Origin of the sequence: Actinocatenispora comari (genome assembly GCF_017312725.1) — a bacterium.
GTDB lineage: Bacteria > Actinomycetota > Actinomycetes > Mycobacteriales > Micromonosporaceae > Actinocatenispora > Actinocatenispora comari.
This window is the reverse complement of the sequence record NZ_BOPO01000049.1, coordinates 27,467-43,073: the sequence shown is the minus strand read 5'-3', so window position 1 is coordinate 43,073 and position 15,607 is coordinate 27,467. Positions and strand designations below refer to the sequence as shown.

Below are 15,607 nucleotides of genomic sequence, written 5' to 3'. Positions count from 1 at the left end.
GGCGGATACGGCCCCGGCCTGGTACCGCCAGCGGCGGGCGTCGCCGGCTGCTCACCCTGCCGCCGCGGATCGGCGGGTTCGGGTCCCGTCGGGTGGCTGATGTCCGGCTCCTCACGCTGGCGCAGCGGTCGTGTCACTCGAATCGATCCTCACACGCGCGCAACGCCCTGGCCACCGGGTCGACCCCGGACGTTCGGGCCGGCGCGGGTCAGGGTCGACTCAGGGTCGTGGCCCCGATGCTGGCCCGGCCGCCAGCGGGCACGATCGAGGGCATGAGGTCCCACAACAGCGTCTCGACGGGGCGATGCGTTCCGGGGCAGGAGGGGCGTCGATGAGTCGCGAGACCGAGCCGAGCGACGGTCGCGAGCCGACCACACCCACCGGCGACCACCAGACCGCACCGCCAGCCGGTACCGATCCGGCGGCCGGCGATCCACCGGCCGCCGCGACCGAGCCTGCCACCGACCCGGCCACCGCCGGCCCGGCCGAGGCGGCCGGGCCCGATCGGGTGACGGTCCCGGCCGAGCCGGCGGATGTGACCGGACCGGTCGCGGGGTCGACCGAGGTGACCGAGTCGCTCGGGGAGACCGGGCCGGTGGCTGGCGAACCGGCCGAGGCGACCGAGCCGCTCGTGGCCGGGCCGGCGCGGCCGGAGGACGAGCCGGAGGACGACGTTCCGCCCGGCTACCCCACGGATGCCGCGACGACGAGCTTTGCCGCCGCGGACGAGTCGCCCACCACCAACCTCGGCGCCGACGCACCCCCCACCGGGCAGTTCGGCGCCAACCCGCCGCCCACCGGTCATCCCGGCGCCGACGCGCCGCCCGCTGGGCAGTTCGGCGGCGGCACGCCTCCGCCACCACCACCGCCCGGTGGCTCCGGTGCCGGCTGGGCGGACGAGCCGCCGCCGATCACCGGTTTCGCCCGCCGGCACCAGCTGATCCGGCCGGTACAGGGCAAGAAGGTGGCCGGGGTCTGCGCGGGGCTCGGCCGGGCCACCGGCACCGACCCGGTGCTGTGGCGGGTGGTCCTCACCGTGCTGGTGTTCTTCGGCGGCGTCGGGCTGCTCGCCTACGTGGTGGGCTGGCTGTGCATGCCGCGAGACGACGACCAGGCGGCGCCGGTCGAGTCGCTCGTCGGGCGGGGTCGCTCGGCGACCTCCCCGGCGGTCACCGTGCTGCTCGGGATCGCCGGCATCGCGCTGGTGTTCTTCGTGTTCAACAGCGGCTTCCGGGCGATGGTGCTGGTGATGGGGGTCGCGCTGGTCGTCGCCGTGGTGCTGACCAGGCGCAACCAGACCCGGTCCACCGACGACGCCGCGGCCCCGCCCGGTACCGGCAGCGTGCCCGGCACCGGGGCACCCGGTGCCTCCGCACCGGACGGTGCGGGTCGGCCGTCGCCGGATCCGGCCATGGCGGCCGCCGCGACGGCGGCCGCACCGACCGCCGGATACCGGGTGACGCCGCCCAACCCGATGGCGCCCCACTACACGGTGCCGCCGACGGCGGCGCAGCAACCGGGCTACCGGCCACCGTTCGCGCCGCACGGCCCGTACGGCCCGGGTACCGCGAGCCCGCTCGGCGCCGGTGAGGTACCGATCGGCGGGATGCTCCCGCCGCCCCCGCCGCCGCAGTACCGGGCGAAGCCGCCGAAACCGCCGAAGCAGAAGTCGATCCTGGGCCGGCTGACGTTCTTCGTGCTGTGCCTGGCGATCGGCGCGCTCGCGGTGCTCGCCGCGGCCGGACTGCACGTACCGGTGTCCGCGTTCTTCGCGCTCGGGTTGGTGGTGCTCGGCGGCGGGCTGGTGTTCGGCGCCTGGCGCGGCCGGGCCCGCTGGTTGATCATCCTGGGCTGCGTGTTCGCGCTGGCCCTGCCGGTCGCCTGGTTCTCCGAGAACGCGCAGTGGGACGCGCCACCGCAGTCGCGGGAGTTCTCCCCGGGCGACCACGTCTGGGCACCGCAGGACGTACGGTCGTTGCGGCCGGAGTACAACGGTTCGGTCGGTGACTCGACCCTCGATCTGTCCAATGTGGACTTCACGGGACAGCACGAGATGGTCAGCGTGCACAACTCGGTGGGTGACGTGAAGGTGCTGCTGCCGCCGAACGTGGACGTCACGGTGACGCTGGAGCCCGGGCTGGGCGACGCGACGCTGTTCGGCCAGTCGGTCGAGAGCCCGCACAACAAGACCCAGGAACGGACCGACCTCGGCCCGGACGGGCGCGGTGGCGGCACCTTGGAGCTGCAGATCAAGGACAACGCCGGCGACGTGGAGGTGACCCGGTGAACCCGCACGACGACGAGACCGAGCGGCGGCGCGGGCTGGCGCCGCATCCGACCGACGTGCTGTCGCTGGTCTTCGGGCTGATCTTCCTCGGCGCGGGGGGCTGGTGGCTGGTGGCCGAGGTGTCCTCGACCGAGCTGCCGTTCGGCTGGCTGCTCGCCCTGTCGTTGATCGTGATCGGCGCGATCGGGTTGTTCGCCGCGGTCCGGGCGGGCCGGAACAAGACCTGACCGCGGCTGGTGGCCCGTCGCACAGGTACGGTGGCAGCGTCAGCCCGCCGATCAGGACGGAGCACCCGTCGCCATGACCACGAGCCGCACCGGCGCGAGCCGTGACGTGCTGCCGCTGCGTACCACCCGGCCGAGCGCGCGGCTGGCCCGCGCACTGCTGGCCGAGCTGACCCGCCATCCCGGGCCGAAGTCGGCGCTGCTGGTCGGGGTCCCGGCCGGCTCGCCGGTGCTGACCGGCGCGCTCGACGCGACGGCCGCCGAGGACCGCCTGGTGGTGCTCGCCGACGCCGGCGACATCGAGGCGCCGGCGCAGGTCGCCGAGATCGCCGCGACCCGGCCGGAGCAGGTCGAGGTCGTCGACTCGCTCGCCGACGCGAAGCCGTGCGACGTGGTGATCGTGGCGCAGCCGCTGGCCGGGCCGGCCGCGGCGGCCGCCGGGCTGCTCGCCGAGCTGCGCGAGCTGGTGACGCCGGGTGGCGTCCTGGTCGTGGCCACCGCCGCCCGGATGACCGATCCGGCCGCGGCCGAACTGTCCGATCTGACCGACCGGCACGGCGTCGGCTCCGATCTGCTGCTGCGGCACCGGCCGGCGCTGCGGGTGCACCGGCTGCGGTTCACCTCGGCCGAGCCGGCGCTCGCCGAGCGGCTGGCGCCGGTGACGCGGCCCAGCAGCGTACCGCTGACCGGCGGGATGCACCTGGACTCGAACGGGGTCGCCGCCGGGGTCGCCTGCCTCGGGCTGGCACTGCTGGCCAAGCGGGCCCGGCCGAAGTCGAAGTTGTGGCTGGTCCCGGCGCTGGCCGCGGTGCCGGCGGCGGCGTTCTTCCGCGACCCGCAGCGGACCACCCCGACCGACCCGGACGCCGTGGTCGCGGCGAGCGACGGCACCGTGCTCGGCGTCGAGCAGTTGCACGACGACAAGTTCGGCGTCGGCGACGGCGAGTGGCTGCGGATCGCGGTCTTCCTGTCCGTACTGGACGTGCACATCAACCGGGCCCCGGTGGCCGGCCGGGTGATCGAGGTGTTCCGGGAGACCGGCGGGTACGCACCGGCGATGAAGGCGGCCGCCGAGCACAACGTGGCCGCGTACACGGTGCTGGAGACGCCGCACGGGCCGGTCGTCGTGGCGCAACGGACCGGGCTGGTCGCCCGCCGGATCGTGCACCGGGTGCCGGTCGGCGGGCTGCTGGCCCGGGGCGAGCGGTTCGGGCTGATCCGGTTCGGTTCCCGGACCGACGTGTACCTGCCGGCCGGTGCCGCCGAGGCCGTCGTGGCGCCGGGCGACAAGGTGTCCGGCGGCGCCACCGTCATCGCCCGCTGGCAGTCGAGCTGACCGGGCCCCCGGCTCCGGCCGGGGGTCGATCACCGAGCCGCGCGGCGGGAGACGCGCACCGTGCCGCTCGGCACCGGGACCGACCGCACGCGGCGGGTCAGTAGCTCCGGCGGCGGTACCAGGCGGTGCCGGCGAGGGCGGCGGCGCCGAACAGGATGAGCACGACGCCGCCCCACAGCCAGCCCGTCGGATCCTGCTGCACCACCACCGCCTCCGTGTCGGTGGCCCAGACCTCGACCCGCTCGTGCACCTCGACGCTGCTCTCGCCCTGGGCGTACGCGTCGATCGCCTCCGCGGCGCCGGCGATCTCCCCGGTGCTCGTGGTCTCGCCGGGCAGCGTCCACTCACCGGAGCAGTCGGTGCGGTGCTGGGCGCCGTTCTTGCTACGCCAGGAGAAGCCCTGGCAGGACGTCACGATCGCGGTCACCCGGGTGCCCTCGTACCGGACGGAGAGCGCGTGCCCGTGCGCGGCGATCGCGATGATCCCGAAGATCAACCCGAGCAGGCCGACGGACAACCCCAGCCGCCCGCCGGGTCGCCGCTCGCTGTCGTACACGCCGGCAGGGTAGCCAGCGCACGCCAGCGGTCACGGTGCCGCCGGCGCGATGTTGTAGTTGTGCCGGAACACGTTGTCCGGGTCGTAGGCGCGCTTGACCTGCGCCAGCCGCTGGTGGGTGGACGCCGGGTGGATCGAGGCGACGTCGGTCGGATGGTGGGCGGTCCCGAAGTTCGAGTAGGCACCGATCGTGTACGGCGCGATCCGTTGCCACGTCTCGACCAGCCGTGGCGTGGCCCGCTCGACCAGCTCCTCCTCCCCCATCAGCGCGAGGGTCACCAGCGCCGCGCTGTCCCGGTACGCGAACGCCGTCGCGTCCGCCGGCACCCGGGCCACGGCGCCGCCGAGGGCGCGGACGTTCACCGCCGCGATCGACGTCGCGGCGACGAGCTCGTCCACCAGCTCCGGCGTGATCCGCCGGACGAACGCGCTGCGCAGCACGAACCGGAACCCCGGCGGCAACCCGGGCATGTCGGCCAGGATCTCCGGATACGGGACGGTCCGCAGATCGTCGGACAGCTGCGGTGCCGCGCCGAGCAGCGGCCGCAATGCCGACCGCGCCGCGGCCAGGTCACCGCCGGCGTGGCAGGCCTGTACCGTCGCCGGCGCGCCGCCGGGCAGCAGGTTGACCGCGGCGGTCAGCTCGTCCGGTGCCGCCGCGGCCTGCCGGCTCCACCGCCGCAGCACCGCGCCGGCGTCGGCCGCCGGGTACTGCAGGGTGCCGAACACCACGTCGGTGACCGGCTGCGCGACCAGCTCGAACGCGGTGACCACGCCGAAGTTGCCGCCGCCGCCGCGCAGCGCCCAGAACAGGTCCGGCCGTTCGGTGGCGCTGGTCCGGACGATCGAGCCGTCCGCGGTGACCACCTCGGCGGCGACGATCGCGTCCAGTGCCAGCCCGTACCGCCGGGTCAGCCAGCCGATCCCGCCGCCGAGCAGCAGCCCGCCGACGCCGACGTCCGCGGTGTCACCGGAACTGAGGGCGAGCCCGTACCCGGCGAGGACCTTCGAGACCGGGCCCCAGGTGGCGCCGCCGCCGAGCCGGACCAGCCGGCGGTCGCGGTCGAGCAGTTCGACCGCGTCCAGCGGGGACAGGTCGACGACGAGCCCGCCGTCGTTGGTACCGAAGCCGGCCGCGTGGTGGCCGCCGCCGCGCACCGACACGGCGAGCCCGTGGGTACGGGCGTGGTCGAGCGCCGCGGCCACGTCGGCCGCGCTGCGGCACCGGACGATCAGTGCCGGGCGTCCGGCGTGCACGAACGTGCGCCGCAGCTCGTCGTAGCTCGGGTCGCCGGGGCCGACGATCTCCCCGTCCAGTCGCATCATCGCTGCTGCCTCCCGCCTTCCAGGACGACGATCGGAAGTTCCCGTTCGGTGCGCTGCTGGTAGCGCGCGTAGCCGGCGTAGCGCTCGACGATGCGCGGCCACAGCGCGGCGCGTTCCGCGCCGGTCGCGACCCGCGCGGTGGTCCGCCGGGTCGACCCGGCGACGGTGACCCGCGCCGAGGGGTTGGTACGCAGGTTGAGGAACCAGGCCGGGTTCCGGTCGTCGCCGCCGAACGAGGCGACCAGCACCAGCCGGTCGTCGTCCAGGATCGGGACGGCCAGCATCGTGGCGCGTTCCCGGCCGGTACGGCGGCCGACGGTGACGAGTTCGGCGACCGGCATGCCCATCGCCCGGCCGAGGACCCGCCCCTTCGTGGCCCGGAAGATCCGCCGGTGCAGCGCGGTCGAGAGGCGGAACAGGCGGTCCTTGGCGGTGGTACGCGGGCGTCCCGGTGCGCGTGCGCGGCCCGGCCCGGCGGAGGTCCGCAGCGATCTCGTGTTCATGCCATCGATGCTGGTCAGCGCGGCGCGCGATGTCGTCGGGCGAGGGATGACACCCGCCGCTGCACGGCCCGGGGCAGCATCCGGCGCCGGCTACCACGCCGGGAGTAGTCGGTGTCTCGGCTTGCCGGAGGACGTGCCCGCCGGGACGCTCGGTTACCGTTCGGGCATGAGTCCCACGCGTGCCGGCGGCCGCCGCGGCCAGGAGGCCGTCCTGGTGGTCGCGGTCGCCGCGGTGGCCACGCTGGCGGCGCTGATCGCCCCGCCCGGCCGCACCGGCCTGGACCCGCTGGGCTACGCCCTGCCGGTCGTCGCCGCGGTCAGCCTGCTGGCCCGCGCCCGGTACCCGCGCAGCGTCGTCGTGCTGACTACGGTCTGCATCGCGGTCTACTTCGACTTCGACTACCCCGGGTACGGCATCGCGCTGCCGCTGCTGGTGGCGCTGTTCTCCGCGGTACGGGCCGGTGGGCGCTGGATCGCGCTGGTCCCGCTCGCCGCGCTGGCGTCCAGTGCGGTGCTCTGGGTGCTCGCGGGCCAGTCGGTACGGCAGGCCTCCCAGACCGCGTTCCTGCTGCTCGGCTGGATCGTCGCGGCGACCGCGATGGGCGCCGCGCGGCGCCAGTTCGCGGCGAACGTGCGCCAGTTGGAGGAGCGGGCGGCCGACGCGGAACGTACCCGGGAGGAGACGGCGCACCGGCGCGCGGTGGAGGAACGGCTGCGCATCGCGCGGGAGCTGCACGACTCGCTGACGCACAGCATCTCGGTGATCGCGATGCAGGCCGGCGTCGCGGTGCACCTGGCCAACAAGCGCGGCGAGCCGGTACCGGAGGCGCTGACCGCGATCCAGGACGCCGGCCGGGACGCCAACCGGGAGCTGCGCGCCACGCTCGGCGCGCTGCGTACCGATGCGGGGGAGCCGGGGAACGGCGTCGACGCGCTGCCCGACCTGGTGGGCCGGACGGTGGCGGCCGGGCTGCCGGTCACCCTGCACCGGGACGCCACGGCGGGCCGGGTGCCGACCGCGGTGGACCGGGCCGCGTACCGGATCGTGCAGGAGGCGCTGACCAACACCGGCCGGCACGCGCGGGCGACGGCGGCGACGGTGGCGATCCGGCGGCTGCCGGACAGCCTCGTCGTCGAGGTGTCCGACGACGGCTGCGCCACCCCGGACGCGCCGCCGCGGCCCGGCATCGGGCTGCTCGGCATGCGTGAACGGGTCACCGCGCTCGGCGGCACCCTGTCCGCCGCGCCGCATCCGGACGGCGGCTTCCTGGTCCACGCCGAGCTCCCGCTCCAGGAGCAGGCGTGATCCGGGTACTGCTGGTGGACGACCAGGCGCTGATCCGCGGCGGGCTGCGGGCACTGCTGTCGGCCGAGGACGACCTCGAGGTGGTGGCGGAGGCGGCGAACGGCAGCGAGGGCGTCGCGCTGGCCGCCGAGCACGTCCCGGACGTGGCGCTGGTGGACGTGCAGATGCCGGTACTGGACGGGATCGAGGCGACCCGCCGGATCGTCGCCGACCCCCGGCTCGGCGGCGTGCACGTGGTGATCCTGACCAACTACGGCCTGGACGAGTACGTGTTCACCGCGCTGCGCGCGGGCGCGAGCGGGTTCCTGCTCAAGGACACCGAGCCGGCCGAGCTGCTCACCGCGGTACGGGTCGCGGCCCGCGGCGACGCGCTGCTGTCGCCGGCGGTCACCCGCCGGTTGATCGCCGAGTTCGTCTCCCGGCCGGCCGACGCGCTGCCGTCCGAGAGCCTTTCCGTACTGACCAACCGGGAGCGCGAGGTGGTGGCGCTGGTGGCGTACGGGCTGAGCAACGACGAGATCGCCGCCCGGATGGTGATCAGCCCGGCCACGGCGAAGACGCACGTCAGCCGGGCGATGACCAAGCTCGGCGCCCGGGACCGCGCGCAACTGGTGGTCTTCGCGTACCAGTCGGGGCTGGTCGCCGTCTGAGCCCGGCGGGCCGGGCGGCTGGTGCGGGTAAGCGGCCCGGCGCCGGGGTCGACCCCACGCCGGGCACTGCGGGCGTCAGGCGGGGGTGGCGGTGCGCCGGCGCCGGAACAGCCAGATGGCCGGCCCGGACAGCAGGTAGACCGCCACCAGGGCGAGGAACGTCGTACTCAGGTCGAGCAGCCCGCCGGCGATCGGCACGATGGCGAGCCACAGCGGCAGCCGGCGCAGCTGGGCCAGCTTCGCGTACGGGAAGGTGGTGACCATCAGCAGCGCGAGCACCGCGATGCTGACCACGATCGGCGCGCCGTGGTTCGGGTGCAGCAGGCAGCCGAGCGCCAGGATGCACGCGACGATGGTGGTGGGGATGCCGGAGAAGTAGTGCCCGTCCTTCGGCGACACGTTGAACCGGGCGAGCCGGATCGCGGCGCAGACGGCAATCAGCGCGCAGGCCGGGCCCAGCACGTACAGCGGGGTGTCGCTGGACAGCCAGCGGAACACCAGCACCGGCGCGGCGATGCCGAACGAGCACATGTCGGCCATCGAGTCCATCTGTGCGCCGAACGGGCTGGACACCCCGAACGCGCGGGCGACGCCGCCGTCCAGGCCGTCGAAGACGACGCAGCCGACCAGGCACAGCGCGCCGATCCGCAGGTCGCCGGCGATGGCCAGGAAGATCGAGGTGACGCCGAGCAGCAGGCTCGCGACGGTGCAGCCGTTGGCGAGCAGGAAGCCGATCCGGCGCCGCCAGGTGTGCTCCCCCGGCAGCAGCCGCGGCACCCGCGGCGCCGCCGAGTCGAGCGCCGGCTCGGCCGGCACCGACGGGAGCGCCAGCGCGGCCGGTTCGGGCCGCAGCGGCACGATCGTGCCGATGGTGCGGTGCTGCCCGTCGCGGGGCGCGTCGTCGGGCCGCCGGATGGTGGCGGTCGGATCGTACGAGCGCTGCCCGACGAGCACCCGACGGGCCAGTGACCCGCCGCGGCGCAGACCTCGGCTGATACGGCGACCGCCGGGTCGTGGACTGTCCGTCACACGACGGCGGCGCCAAGGACTTGTCGGCACGCAGTCTCCTCCTGGCCGGATCGGCTGGTCCCGCCTCGTCGGCGGCCGCCCGGCGCGCGTCCTACACCATGGCATATGAGTACATGCCTTGGCGATGTCAGTGATCGGTCACTCTAGCCGACAGAGTGACGAACCACTGCATATGCCTGCGGATGAGAAATACGCTGGGTGATGCTCAGCGCGACGACGGCAGCGCATCGAGTGCCCGTCGTACGACATCGGTGATCGCGTGGTCGGCGATCCGTGTCGGGGTGAACCACTCGGCCGCGTCGGTCGAGTTGTCCGGGTCCATCACCCTGGGTCGGGTCGGATCCGGCACCCGGACCCGATACAGTACGCGCACCGCGTGCCAGTCCAGGGGATACCCCTCCGGGCCGAGCGCGGCCGGATCGCGGTGGCTCGACACGTCGAGCAACTCCCCCAGCACGCCGAGCTGGTCGGTCTCCTCCCGCAGCTCGCGCAACAGGCCCTGGCCGGGCTGTTCGCCGTGGTCGACGCCGCCGCCGGGCAGATGCCAGCGGCCGGCACCCGGGTACCCCGGCGAGATGCGGGTCAGCAGCAACCGGCCGGCCGGGTCGGTGGCCACCGCGTACGCGGCGAACCGCTGGCCACGCGGCGCACCCGGCACCGGCTCCGGCGCCGGTTCCGCCGGCGGCAGATCCGGCCGTACCCACGGGGCCCGCACCGGTTGCCCCAGCGCCGCCGCGACGAACGGCATCAGCCGCAGCCCGGCCAGCTCGTCCGGCGCCACCCAGCGCACCAGGTCGGTGGTCCCCGCCGGCTCGGCGCGCAGCTCGCCGCCGAGCAGCCGCAGGTCGTACAGCACCCGGTCGGTGTGCAGGCGCTCGCCGCGCGCCGGGATCGCCAGCACGTCCGAGACCACGTCGCGCACCCCGGTCACCGCGACCCGCAGCCCGGTCTCCTCGGCCACCTCGCGTACCACCGTGTCGGCCGGCGCCTCGCCGTGCTCGACGCCACCGCCCGGCAGGTACCAGGTGCCCACGACGTCGGACAGCGCGGACGAACGGGTCAGCAGCACCCGGCCCGCGTCGTCGCCGAGCACTCCGTACGCGCCGATCCGCCGAGTCCGCACGCCGCCTCCGTTCCAGGTCGTGCCCGCGCCCCGGGGTCAGGGTCGCGGGTCAGGGTGCGACCAGGGGACGCACCCGATGCCGCTCGGGCGGCCGGTGCCGCACCGTGGAGGCATACCCAGTTCCTACCGCACCAGGGTGGGAATCGACGACAGCCGGGAGGCGGCTTCGATGACGACACAGACCGACACGACCTATCGGCGACTGCTGCGCAGCCGTACCGACCGGAAGGTGGTCGGCGTCTGCGGTGGCCTCGGCGAGTACTTCGACGTCGACCCGACGCTGGTGCGCATCGCCGTGGTGCTGGGCTCGCTGTTCACCGGCGGCACGCTGGTGATCGCCTACCTGGCGGCGGCGCTGTTCATCCCGGAGAGCTGACCCCGGGCGTGCACCCACCCCACCCCACGACCGGGGGCCGGACGCGGCCCCCGGTCACTACTCCCACTCGATGGTGCCCGGCGGCTTGCTGGTGATGTCCAGGGTGACCCGGTTGACCTCGGGCACCTCGTTGGTGATCCGGGTCGAGATCCGGGCGAGCACGTCGTAGGGCAGCTTGGCCCAGTCGGCGGTCATCGCGTCCTCGCTGACCACCGGCCGCAGCACCACCGGATGCCCGTACGTCCGGCCGTCGCCCTGCACGCCGACGGACCGCACGTCGGCCAGCAGTACCACCGGGAACTGCCAGATCTCGCCGTCCAGGCCGGCGGCGGTCAGCTCCTCGCGGGCGACCAGGTCGGCGGCGCGCAGCATGGTCAGCCGCTCCGGCGTCACCGCGCCGATGATCCGGATCGCCAGGCCCGGCCCCGGGAACGGGTGCCGCTGCACCATCTCGGTGGGCAGCCCCAGCTCGGCGCCGATCGCGCGCACCTCGTCCTTGAACAGCGTGCGCAGCGGCTCGACCAACGTGAACGCCAGGTCGTCGGGCAGCCCGCCGACGTTGTGGTGCGACTTGATGTTGGCGGTGCCGGTGCCGCCACCGGACTCCACCACGTCCGGGTACAGGGTGCCCTGGACCAGGAACTGCACGCCCTCGGCGGCGGCGACCTCGCGGGCGGCGGCCTCGAACGTACGGATGAACTCCCGGCCGATGATCTTGCGCTTCTGCTCCGGTTCGGTGACGCCGGCGAGCTGGGACAGGAACGTCTCCGCCGCGTCGACCACCTTCAGCTTGATCCCGGTGGCCGCCACGTAGTCGCGTTCGACCTGCTCGGCCTCGCCCGCACGCAGCAGCCCGTGGTCGACGAACACGCAGGTCAGCTGGTCACCGACGGCCTTGTGGACGAGCGCCGCGGCGACCGCCGAGTCGACCCCGCCGGACAGCGCGCACAGCACCGCCGCGTCGCCCACCTGGGCCCGGATCGCGGCCACCTGGTCGTCGATGACCGAACCGGTGGTCCAGTTCGGGGTCAGCCCGGCCACGTCGAACAGGAACCGGCGCAGCACGTCCTGCCCGCGCGGGGTGTGTGCCACCTCCGGGTGGAACTGCACGCCGGCCAGCCGCCGCGCGGTGTCTTCGAACGCCGCCACCGGCGCGCCGGCCGAGCGCGCGGTCACCGCGAAGCCGTCCGGGGCGACCGTCACCGCGTCGTTGTGGCTCATCCACACCGACTGCTCCGCCGGCAGGTCGGCCAGCACCGCGCCGGGCGTGTCCACCAGTAGCGGGGTACCGCCGAACTCGCGCCGGCCGGTCTGCGCCACCGTGCCGCCGAGCGCCCTGGCCATCGCCTGGAACCCGTAGCAGATGCCGAACACCGGCACGTCGGTACCGAACAGGGCCGGGTCGACGCCGGGCGCGTCCGCGGCGTACACGCTGGCGGGGCCGCCGGACAGGATGATCGCGGCCGGGTCGCGGGCGAGCAGCTCGGACACCGGCGTCGAATGCGGCACGATCTCGGAGTACAGCTGGAGTTCGCGCACCCGCCGCGCGATCAACTGCGCGTACTGCGCGCCGAAGTCGACGACCAGCACCGGACGCGGCACCCCGGCCCGTGGCGTGTTTTCCATGGTCCGAGCCTAGCCAGCGGGCCGGACCACCCCGGCGCCGGGACGCTGGGCCGACGGCCGGTGGACGCACGCCGGCGAGCGGCGGCGGCCGGTACGGCCGGCGCCGGGCGCGGCGCGGGTCAGATGTCGCCGTACTTCGGGCGGGACAGCTGCACCCCGCCGTCGGCGTGCGTACCGGCGGGCAGCGGGGTCAGCCAGAGCCGCCAGTCGGTCTGCACGTCCTTGCCCACCAGCGCCAGCCGCACCCGCACCGGCGTGCGGGTGGTCCAGCCGTCGTACCGCCCGTCGAGCGGCTTGTCGTAGGCCACCCAGGTGGGACGGATCACCACCGTCCAGCTGTCCGGGTGCTTCGGGTCGGCCTGGATCGCCTGGGTGAACCCCACCGACCAGTTCTCGTAGTACACGTTCTTGGCGGGCTTCGGCAGCGTCGCCGCGGCCCGGATCAGGTGCAGGCAACCGGCGTCGTCGTGGCAGCCGTCCGCGAGCGCGGCGCGCCCGTCCGGATCCGCCGCCTGGCTCAGGCCGTGCACCCAGCTGGTCAGGAACGTGTTCGCCTGGCCGGCGCTGCCCGGACGGCCCTGCTGCTCCAGCGGCGGCGGGGTGGGCACGGTGAACTTCGGCGCGCGCACCTCGGTGCTGGTCGACCCGCAGCCGGCCAGCCCGGCCGCGGCGAGACCGAGCGCGGCGACCACGCCGAGAGCCCTGGCAGACAGACGCATACCGGCAGGGTATCGGCGGAACGCGGCGCGGGACACCGGGTGCAACCGGTCCGATACCGGGCCGTGACCCCGGTTCCGGTTGCCGGCGCGCCCCCGGCGCGGTGAACTGTCGGGCATGGGGGAGATCCGGGTGGGTACCGCGTCGTGGACCGATCGCACGCTGCTGGACTCCGGCTGGTACCCGGCCACGGCGGACAACCCGGAACGGCGGCTCGGCTACTACGCCCGGCAGTACCCGCTGGTCGAGGTGGACGCCACCTACTACACGCCGCCGGCCGAGCGCACCGCGAGCAGCTGGGCGGATCGTACGCCGGCCGGGTTCACCTTCACGATCAAGGCGTTCAGCCTGCTGACCGGCCACCCGACCCGGGTGTCGGCGATCTACTCCGACCTGCGGCCGGACACCGACAAGCGCACCGTGTACCCGAAGGACCTGTCACCGCAGGTGCTGGAGGACTGCTGGGACCGGTTCTTCTCCGCGCTGGATCCGTTGGTGCAGGCGGGAAAGCTCGGCGGGATCCTGTTCCAGTTCCCACCGTGGTTCACCATCCGCCGGGACAACAAGCAGTTCGTCCTGGAGTGTGCGCACCGGTGCGCACCGATCCCGGCGCTGGTGGAGCTGCGCAACGCCAGCTGGTTCGACGGTGACAACGCGGACGAGACGCTGGAGCTGCTGTCCCGCAACGAGATCCCGTACGTCGCGGTGGACATGCCGCAGGGCCACCGCTCCTCCGTACCGCCGGTGCTGCGCGCCACCGCCGCGATCTCGGCGATGCGCTTCCACGGACACAGTCCACAGTGGACGAGCAAGGACATCCACGAGAAGTTCGGCTACCACTACTCCGACGCCGAACTCGCGCAGTGGGCGCCGCGGCTGGCCCGCCTCGCCGACGACTCGGACCGCACCTACGTCCTCCTGAACAACTGCTACCGCGACTACGCCCAGACCAACGCCACCCGCCTGATCGAACTGCTGGACGCCGAGAACGCCACCGTCGTCCACGCCTGACCGACCGGCGAGCGTCGCCTGGTTAAGCGCCCGGTACCCGCCCACGCCGGTGGTGACGAGCAGTTTCTGCCAGCGCGAGGACGACAGCAACGCCGTCCGCGACGGTTCGGTCGGCTCCGGGTGCGCCACCACGGAGCACGCCGGTGACGATCGATTCCGATGACCGGGCGCTGCCGGTACCGACGGGAATCGGCCCTGGCGGTTCCACCGCCGACCGGTCAGAGCGGGTCGCCGGTGAGGGTGTAGCGGGTGGCGTAGCTGGGGACGAGGCGGTGGGTGCCGATCGGCGGGTGCAGCCGGGTCGGCTCGGTGGTGTGGATCGGCGCGACCGTGGCCGGTTGAATGCGTTGCACCATCCGGTGCAGGTCGTCCGGCGACGCGTGGCCGGAACAGCCGATCGTGTGCAGCGGCACGGACAGCGTGGCGAGCCAGCCGGTGAGCAGCGACCACCGCGGGTCGAACGCGCCGAGCGGCTCGCCGTTCGCGTGCACGTACGCGGAGTCCGCCGACAGCGGCAGATCCAGCAGCGCCGGGAACTCGTACGGCTCCGGCGCGACCACGAAGTCGCCCGGCGCGGCGTGCAGGTCGGCGAGCGGTACCGCGTCGAACTCTTCGGCGGCGACACCCATCCGGCGCAGGAATGCGGCGACCTGCGCCGGCCACAGCAGCCGCCGGCCGGCCGCCTCGGTGCAGGCGACGAACTCGGCGGCCCGCTCGACGTCCCGCGGGTACAGCGCGAGCAGCATCAGCCCGGCCGTCTCGCGCAGCAGGGTGCGGTACGAGTCGACGACGTCGTCCTCGTTCCGGGGCGGGCCGTCCGGTACCGGCCAGCCGAGCGTGGTGCCCTCGGTGACCAGCAGGTCGCAGCCGGCCGCCCGATCCACGAAGGACTCCGACCGGTCCGGATGCCGGCCGTGGAACCGGATGTCGCCGGTGTAGGCGAGCACGCCGTCGGGGGTACGGACCAGGTAGCCGGTGGCTCCCGGCACGTCGTGGTCGACCGGTACACACTCGACGCTTATCTGTCCACAGTGGACTACCTCGCCGCCGTCGAGCGGTCGCCAGGACGGTTCGTGCCCCGGCAGGCCGTCGCCGGTGTCGGCCAGCGCGGTCAGCAGCCGCACCGCGTCGCGATGCGCGTGCACCGGCACGTCCGGGCGGACGAAGCCGGCCAGGCCGACGTGGTCCAGGTGCGGGTGGCTGACGAACACCGCGGTCTCCCCCACCGGCTCGGCCAGCGCGGCCAGCTCAGCCTCCGCGCCGGCACCGGTCAGCGCGGCCGGCTCACCGGAACCCGGCAGCAGGGCCGGATCGAACAGCCCGGGGATGCGCGGCGCGGCGCCCACCCGCAGCCGGTCCGCGAGCTCCCGCCCGGGCCGTGGGGTCACCGGCGCGCGGAACAGGTCACCGCCGGCCGGGATGTCCAGGCCGATGTCCAGCAACACCCGGTGCCCGCCGTGGCTGACCATGATCTTGCTGGATCCGATGACCCCGAGGCCGCCGAAGAACTCCACAGTGGACACGCACATCTCCCGTT

General features: G+C 74.2%; 15 protein-coding genes. 7 read left to right on the top strand and 8 right to left on the bottom strand.

Going from position 1 to position 15,607, the window contains the following annotated elements; genetic code table 11:
• Positions 1-331 precede the first annotated feature (331 nt).
• The 3 genes from NUM_RS14335 to NUM_RS14325 all read left to right on the top strand — a co-directional run bounded on the left by NUM_RS14335 (position 332) and on the right by NUM_RS14325 (position 3,847).
• Positions 332-2,287, top strand: a complete 1,956-nt coding sequence (locus NUM_RS14335; protein ID WP_207125332.1) for a PspC domain-containing protein — start codon at positions 332-334, stop codon at positions 2,285-2,287.
• Positions 2,284-2,514 carry a hypothetical protein gene (locus tag NUM_RS14330; RefSeq protein ID WP_207125331.1) on the top strand — a complete coding sequence of 77 codons (231 nt, stop codon included), beginning with the start codon at positions 2,284-2,286 and terminating at the stop codon, positions 2,512-2,514. Before NUM_RS14335 ends, NUM_RS14330 begins: the two co-directional genes overlap by 4 nt.
• A 73-nt stretch (positions 2,515-2,587) precedes the next feature.
• A complete protein-coding gene (locus NUM_RS14325; protein WP_207125330.1) occupies positions 2,588-3,847 on the top strand; it encodes a phosphatidylserine decarboxylase in 1,260 nt (419 codons plus the stop codon).
• A 97-nt stretch (positions 3,848-3,944) separates the two neighbouring features.
• Here NUM_RS14325 and NUM_RS14320 read toward each other — a convergent pair whose 3' ends face one another.
• Genes NUM_RS14320 through NUM_RS14310 form a run of 3 tightly spaced genes read right to left on the bottom strand, consistent with a single transcriptional unit; the run spans position 3,945 to position 6,232 of the window.
• Positions 3,945-4,403 carry a hypothetical protein gene (locus NUM_RS14320; RefSeq protein WP_207125329.1) on the bottom strand — a complete coding sequence of 153 codons (459 nt, stop codon included), beginning with the start codon at positions 4,401-4,403 and terminating at the stop codon, positions 3,945-3,947.
• Positions 4,404-4,433: 30 nt separating this feature from the next.
• Positions 4,434-5,729: an FAD-binding oxidoreductase gene (locus NUM_RS14315; RefSeq protein ID WP_207125357.1), complete on the bottom strand. Its 1,296-nt coding sequence runs from the start codon at positions 5,727-5,729 to the stop codon at positions 4,434-4,436.
• Positions 5,726-6,232 carry a nitroreductase/quinone reductase family protein gene (locus tag NUM_RS14310; RefSeq protein WP_207125328.1) on the bottom strand — a complete coding sequence of 169 codons (507 nt, stop codon included), beginning with the start codon at positions 6,230-6,232 and terminating at the stop codon, positions 5,726-5,728. The genes NUM_RS14315 and NUM_RS14310 overlap by 4 nt, the downstream gene beginning before the upstream one ends.
• Positions 6,233-6,398: 166 nt before the next feature.
• Between NUM_RS14310 and NUM_RS14305 the strand changes: the two genes are divergently transcribed.
• Together NUM_RS14305 and NUM_RS14300 are read left to right on the top strand one after the other, a co-directional pair.
• Positions 6,399-7,538, top strand: coding sequence for a sensor histidine kinase (locus tag NUM_RS14305; protein WP_207125327.1), 1,140 nt, complete (start codon positions 6,399-6,401; stop codon positions 7,536-7,538).
• A complete protein-coding gene (locus NUM_RS14300; RefSeq protein WP_207125326.1) occupies positions 7,535-8,188 on the top strand; it encodes a response regulator in 654 nt (217 codons plus the stop codon). Before NUM_RS14305 ends, NUM_RS14300 begins: the two co-directional genes overlap by 4 nt.
• A gap of 75 nt (positions 8,189-8,263) precedes the next feature.
• Here the strand turns inward: NUM_RS14300 and NUM_RS14295 are convergent, their stop codons facing one another.
• Together NUM_RS14295 and NUM_RS14290 are read right to left on the bottom strand one after the other, a co-directional pair.
• Positions 8,264-9,172, bottom strand: coding sequence for a CDP-alcohol phosphatidyltransferase family protein (locus tag NUM_RS14295; RefSeq protein WP_370466991.1), 909 nt, complete (start codon positions 9,170-9,172; stop codon positions 8,264-8,266).
• A 250-nt stretch (positions 9,173-9,422) separates the two neighbouring features.
• On the bottom strand, positions 9,423-10,340 hold the full coding sequence (locus tag NUM_RS14290; protein ID WP_207125324.1) for an NUDIX hydrolase: 918 nt from the start codon (positions 10,338-10,340) through the stop codon (positions 9,423-9,425).
• 169 nt (positions 10,341-10,509) lie between these two features.
• Here NUM_RS14290 and NUM_RS14285 point away from each other — a divergent pair, with 169 nt between their 5' ends.
• Positions 10,510-10,716 (top strand): PspC domain-containing protein, encoded by a 207-nt coding sequence (locus tag NUM_RS14285; RefSeq protein ID WP_207125323.1) that lies wholly within the window; start codon positions 10,510-10,512, stop codon positions 10,714-10,716.
• A 57-nt stretch (positions 10,717-10,773) separates the two neighbouring features.
• On the opposite strand, the gene guaA is transcribed toward NUM_RS14285, so the two are convergent.
• Both guaA and NUM_RS14275 read right to left on the bottom strand, forming a co-directional pair.
• The gene (guaA, locus tag NUM_RS14280) at positions 10,774-12,342 is read right to left on the bottom strand and encodes a glutamine-hydrolyzing GMP synthase (RefSeq protein ID WP_207125322.1); all 1,569 of its coding nucleotides are present in this window, start codon (positions 12,340-12,342) and stop codon (positions 10,774-10,776) included.
• Positions 12,343-12,461: 119 nt separating this feature from the next.
• Positions 12,462-13,061 (bottom strand): hypothetical protein, encoded by a 600-nt coding sequence (locus NUM_RS14275; RefSeq protein WP_207125321.1) that lies wholly within the window; start codon positions 13,059-13,061, stop codon positions 12,462-12,464.
• A gap of 115 nt (positions 13,062-13,176) precedes the next feature.
• Between NUM_RS14275 and NUM_RS14270 the strand changes: the two genes are divergently transcribed.
• On the top strand, positions 13,177-14,070 hold the full coding sequence (locus tag NUM_RS14270) for a DUF72 domain-containing protein (RefSeq protein ID WP_207125320.1): 894 nt from the start codon (positions 13,177-13,179) through the stop codon (positions 14,068-14,070).
• A 218-nt stretch (positions 14,071-14,288) separates the two neighbouring features.
• On the opposite strand, the gene NUM_RS14265 is transcribed toward NUM_RS14270, so the two are convergent.
• Positions 14,289-15,593: an MBL fold metallo-hydrolase gene (locus tag NUM_RS14265; protein WP_207125319.1), complete on the bottom strand. Its 1,305-nt coding sequence runs from the start codon at positions 15,591-15,593 to the stop codon at positions 14,289-14,291.
• Positions 15,594-15,607 lie beyond the last annotated feature (14 nt).

Excerpts from the sequence above, each read along its gene's own strand:
- NUM_RS14285 (WP_207125323.1), top strand. The coding sequence starts at position 10,510 with ATGACGACACAGACCGACACGACCTATCGGCGACTGCTGCGCAGCCGT.
- NUM_RS14305 (WP_207125327.1), top strand. The coding sequence starts at position 6,399 with ATGAGTCCCACGCGTGCCGGCGGCCGCCGCGGCCAGGAGGCCGTCCTG.
- NUM_RS14325 (WP_207125330.1), top strand. The coding sequence starts at position 2,588 with ATGACCACGAGCCGCACCGGCGCGAGCCGTGACGTGCTGCCGCTGCGT.
- NUM_RS14335 (WP_207125332.1), top strand. The coding sequence starts at position 332 with ATGAGTCGCGAGACCGAGCCGAGCGACGGTCGCGAGCCGACCACACCC.
- NUM_RS14315 (WP_207125357.1), bottom strand. The coding sequence starts at position 5,729 with ATGATGCGACTGGACGGGGAGATCGTCGGCCCCGGCGACCCGAGCTAC.
- NUM_RS14310 (WP_207125328.1), bottom strand. The coding sequence starts at position 6,232 with ATGAACACGAGATCGCTGCGGACCTCCGCCGGGCCGGGCCGCGCACGC.
- guaA (WP_207125322.1), bottom strand. The coding sequence starts at position 12,342 with ATGGAAAACACGCCACGGGCCGGGGTGCCGCGTCCGGTGCTGGTCGTC.
- NUM_RS14270 (WP_207125320.1), top strand. The coding sequence starts at position 13,177 with ATGGGGGAGATCCGGGTGGGTACCGCGTCGTGGACCGATCGCACGCTG.
- NUM_RS14275 (WP_207125321.1), bottom strand. The coding sequence starts at position 13,061 with ATGCGTCTGTCTGCCAGGGCTCTCGGCGTGGTCGCCGCGCTCGGTCTC.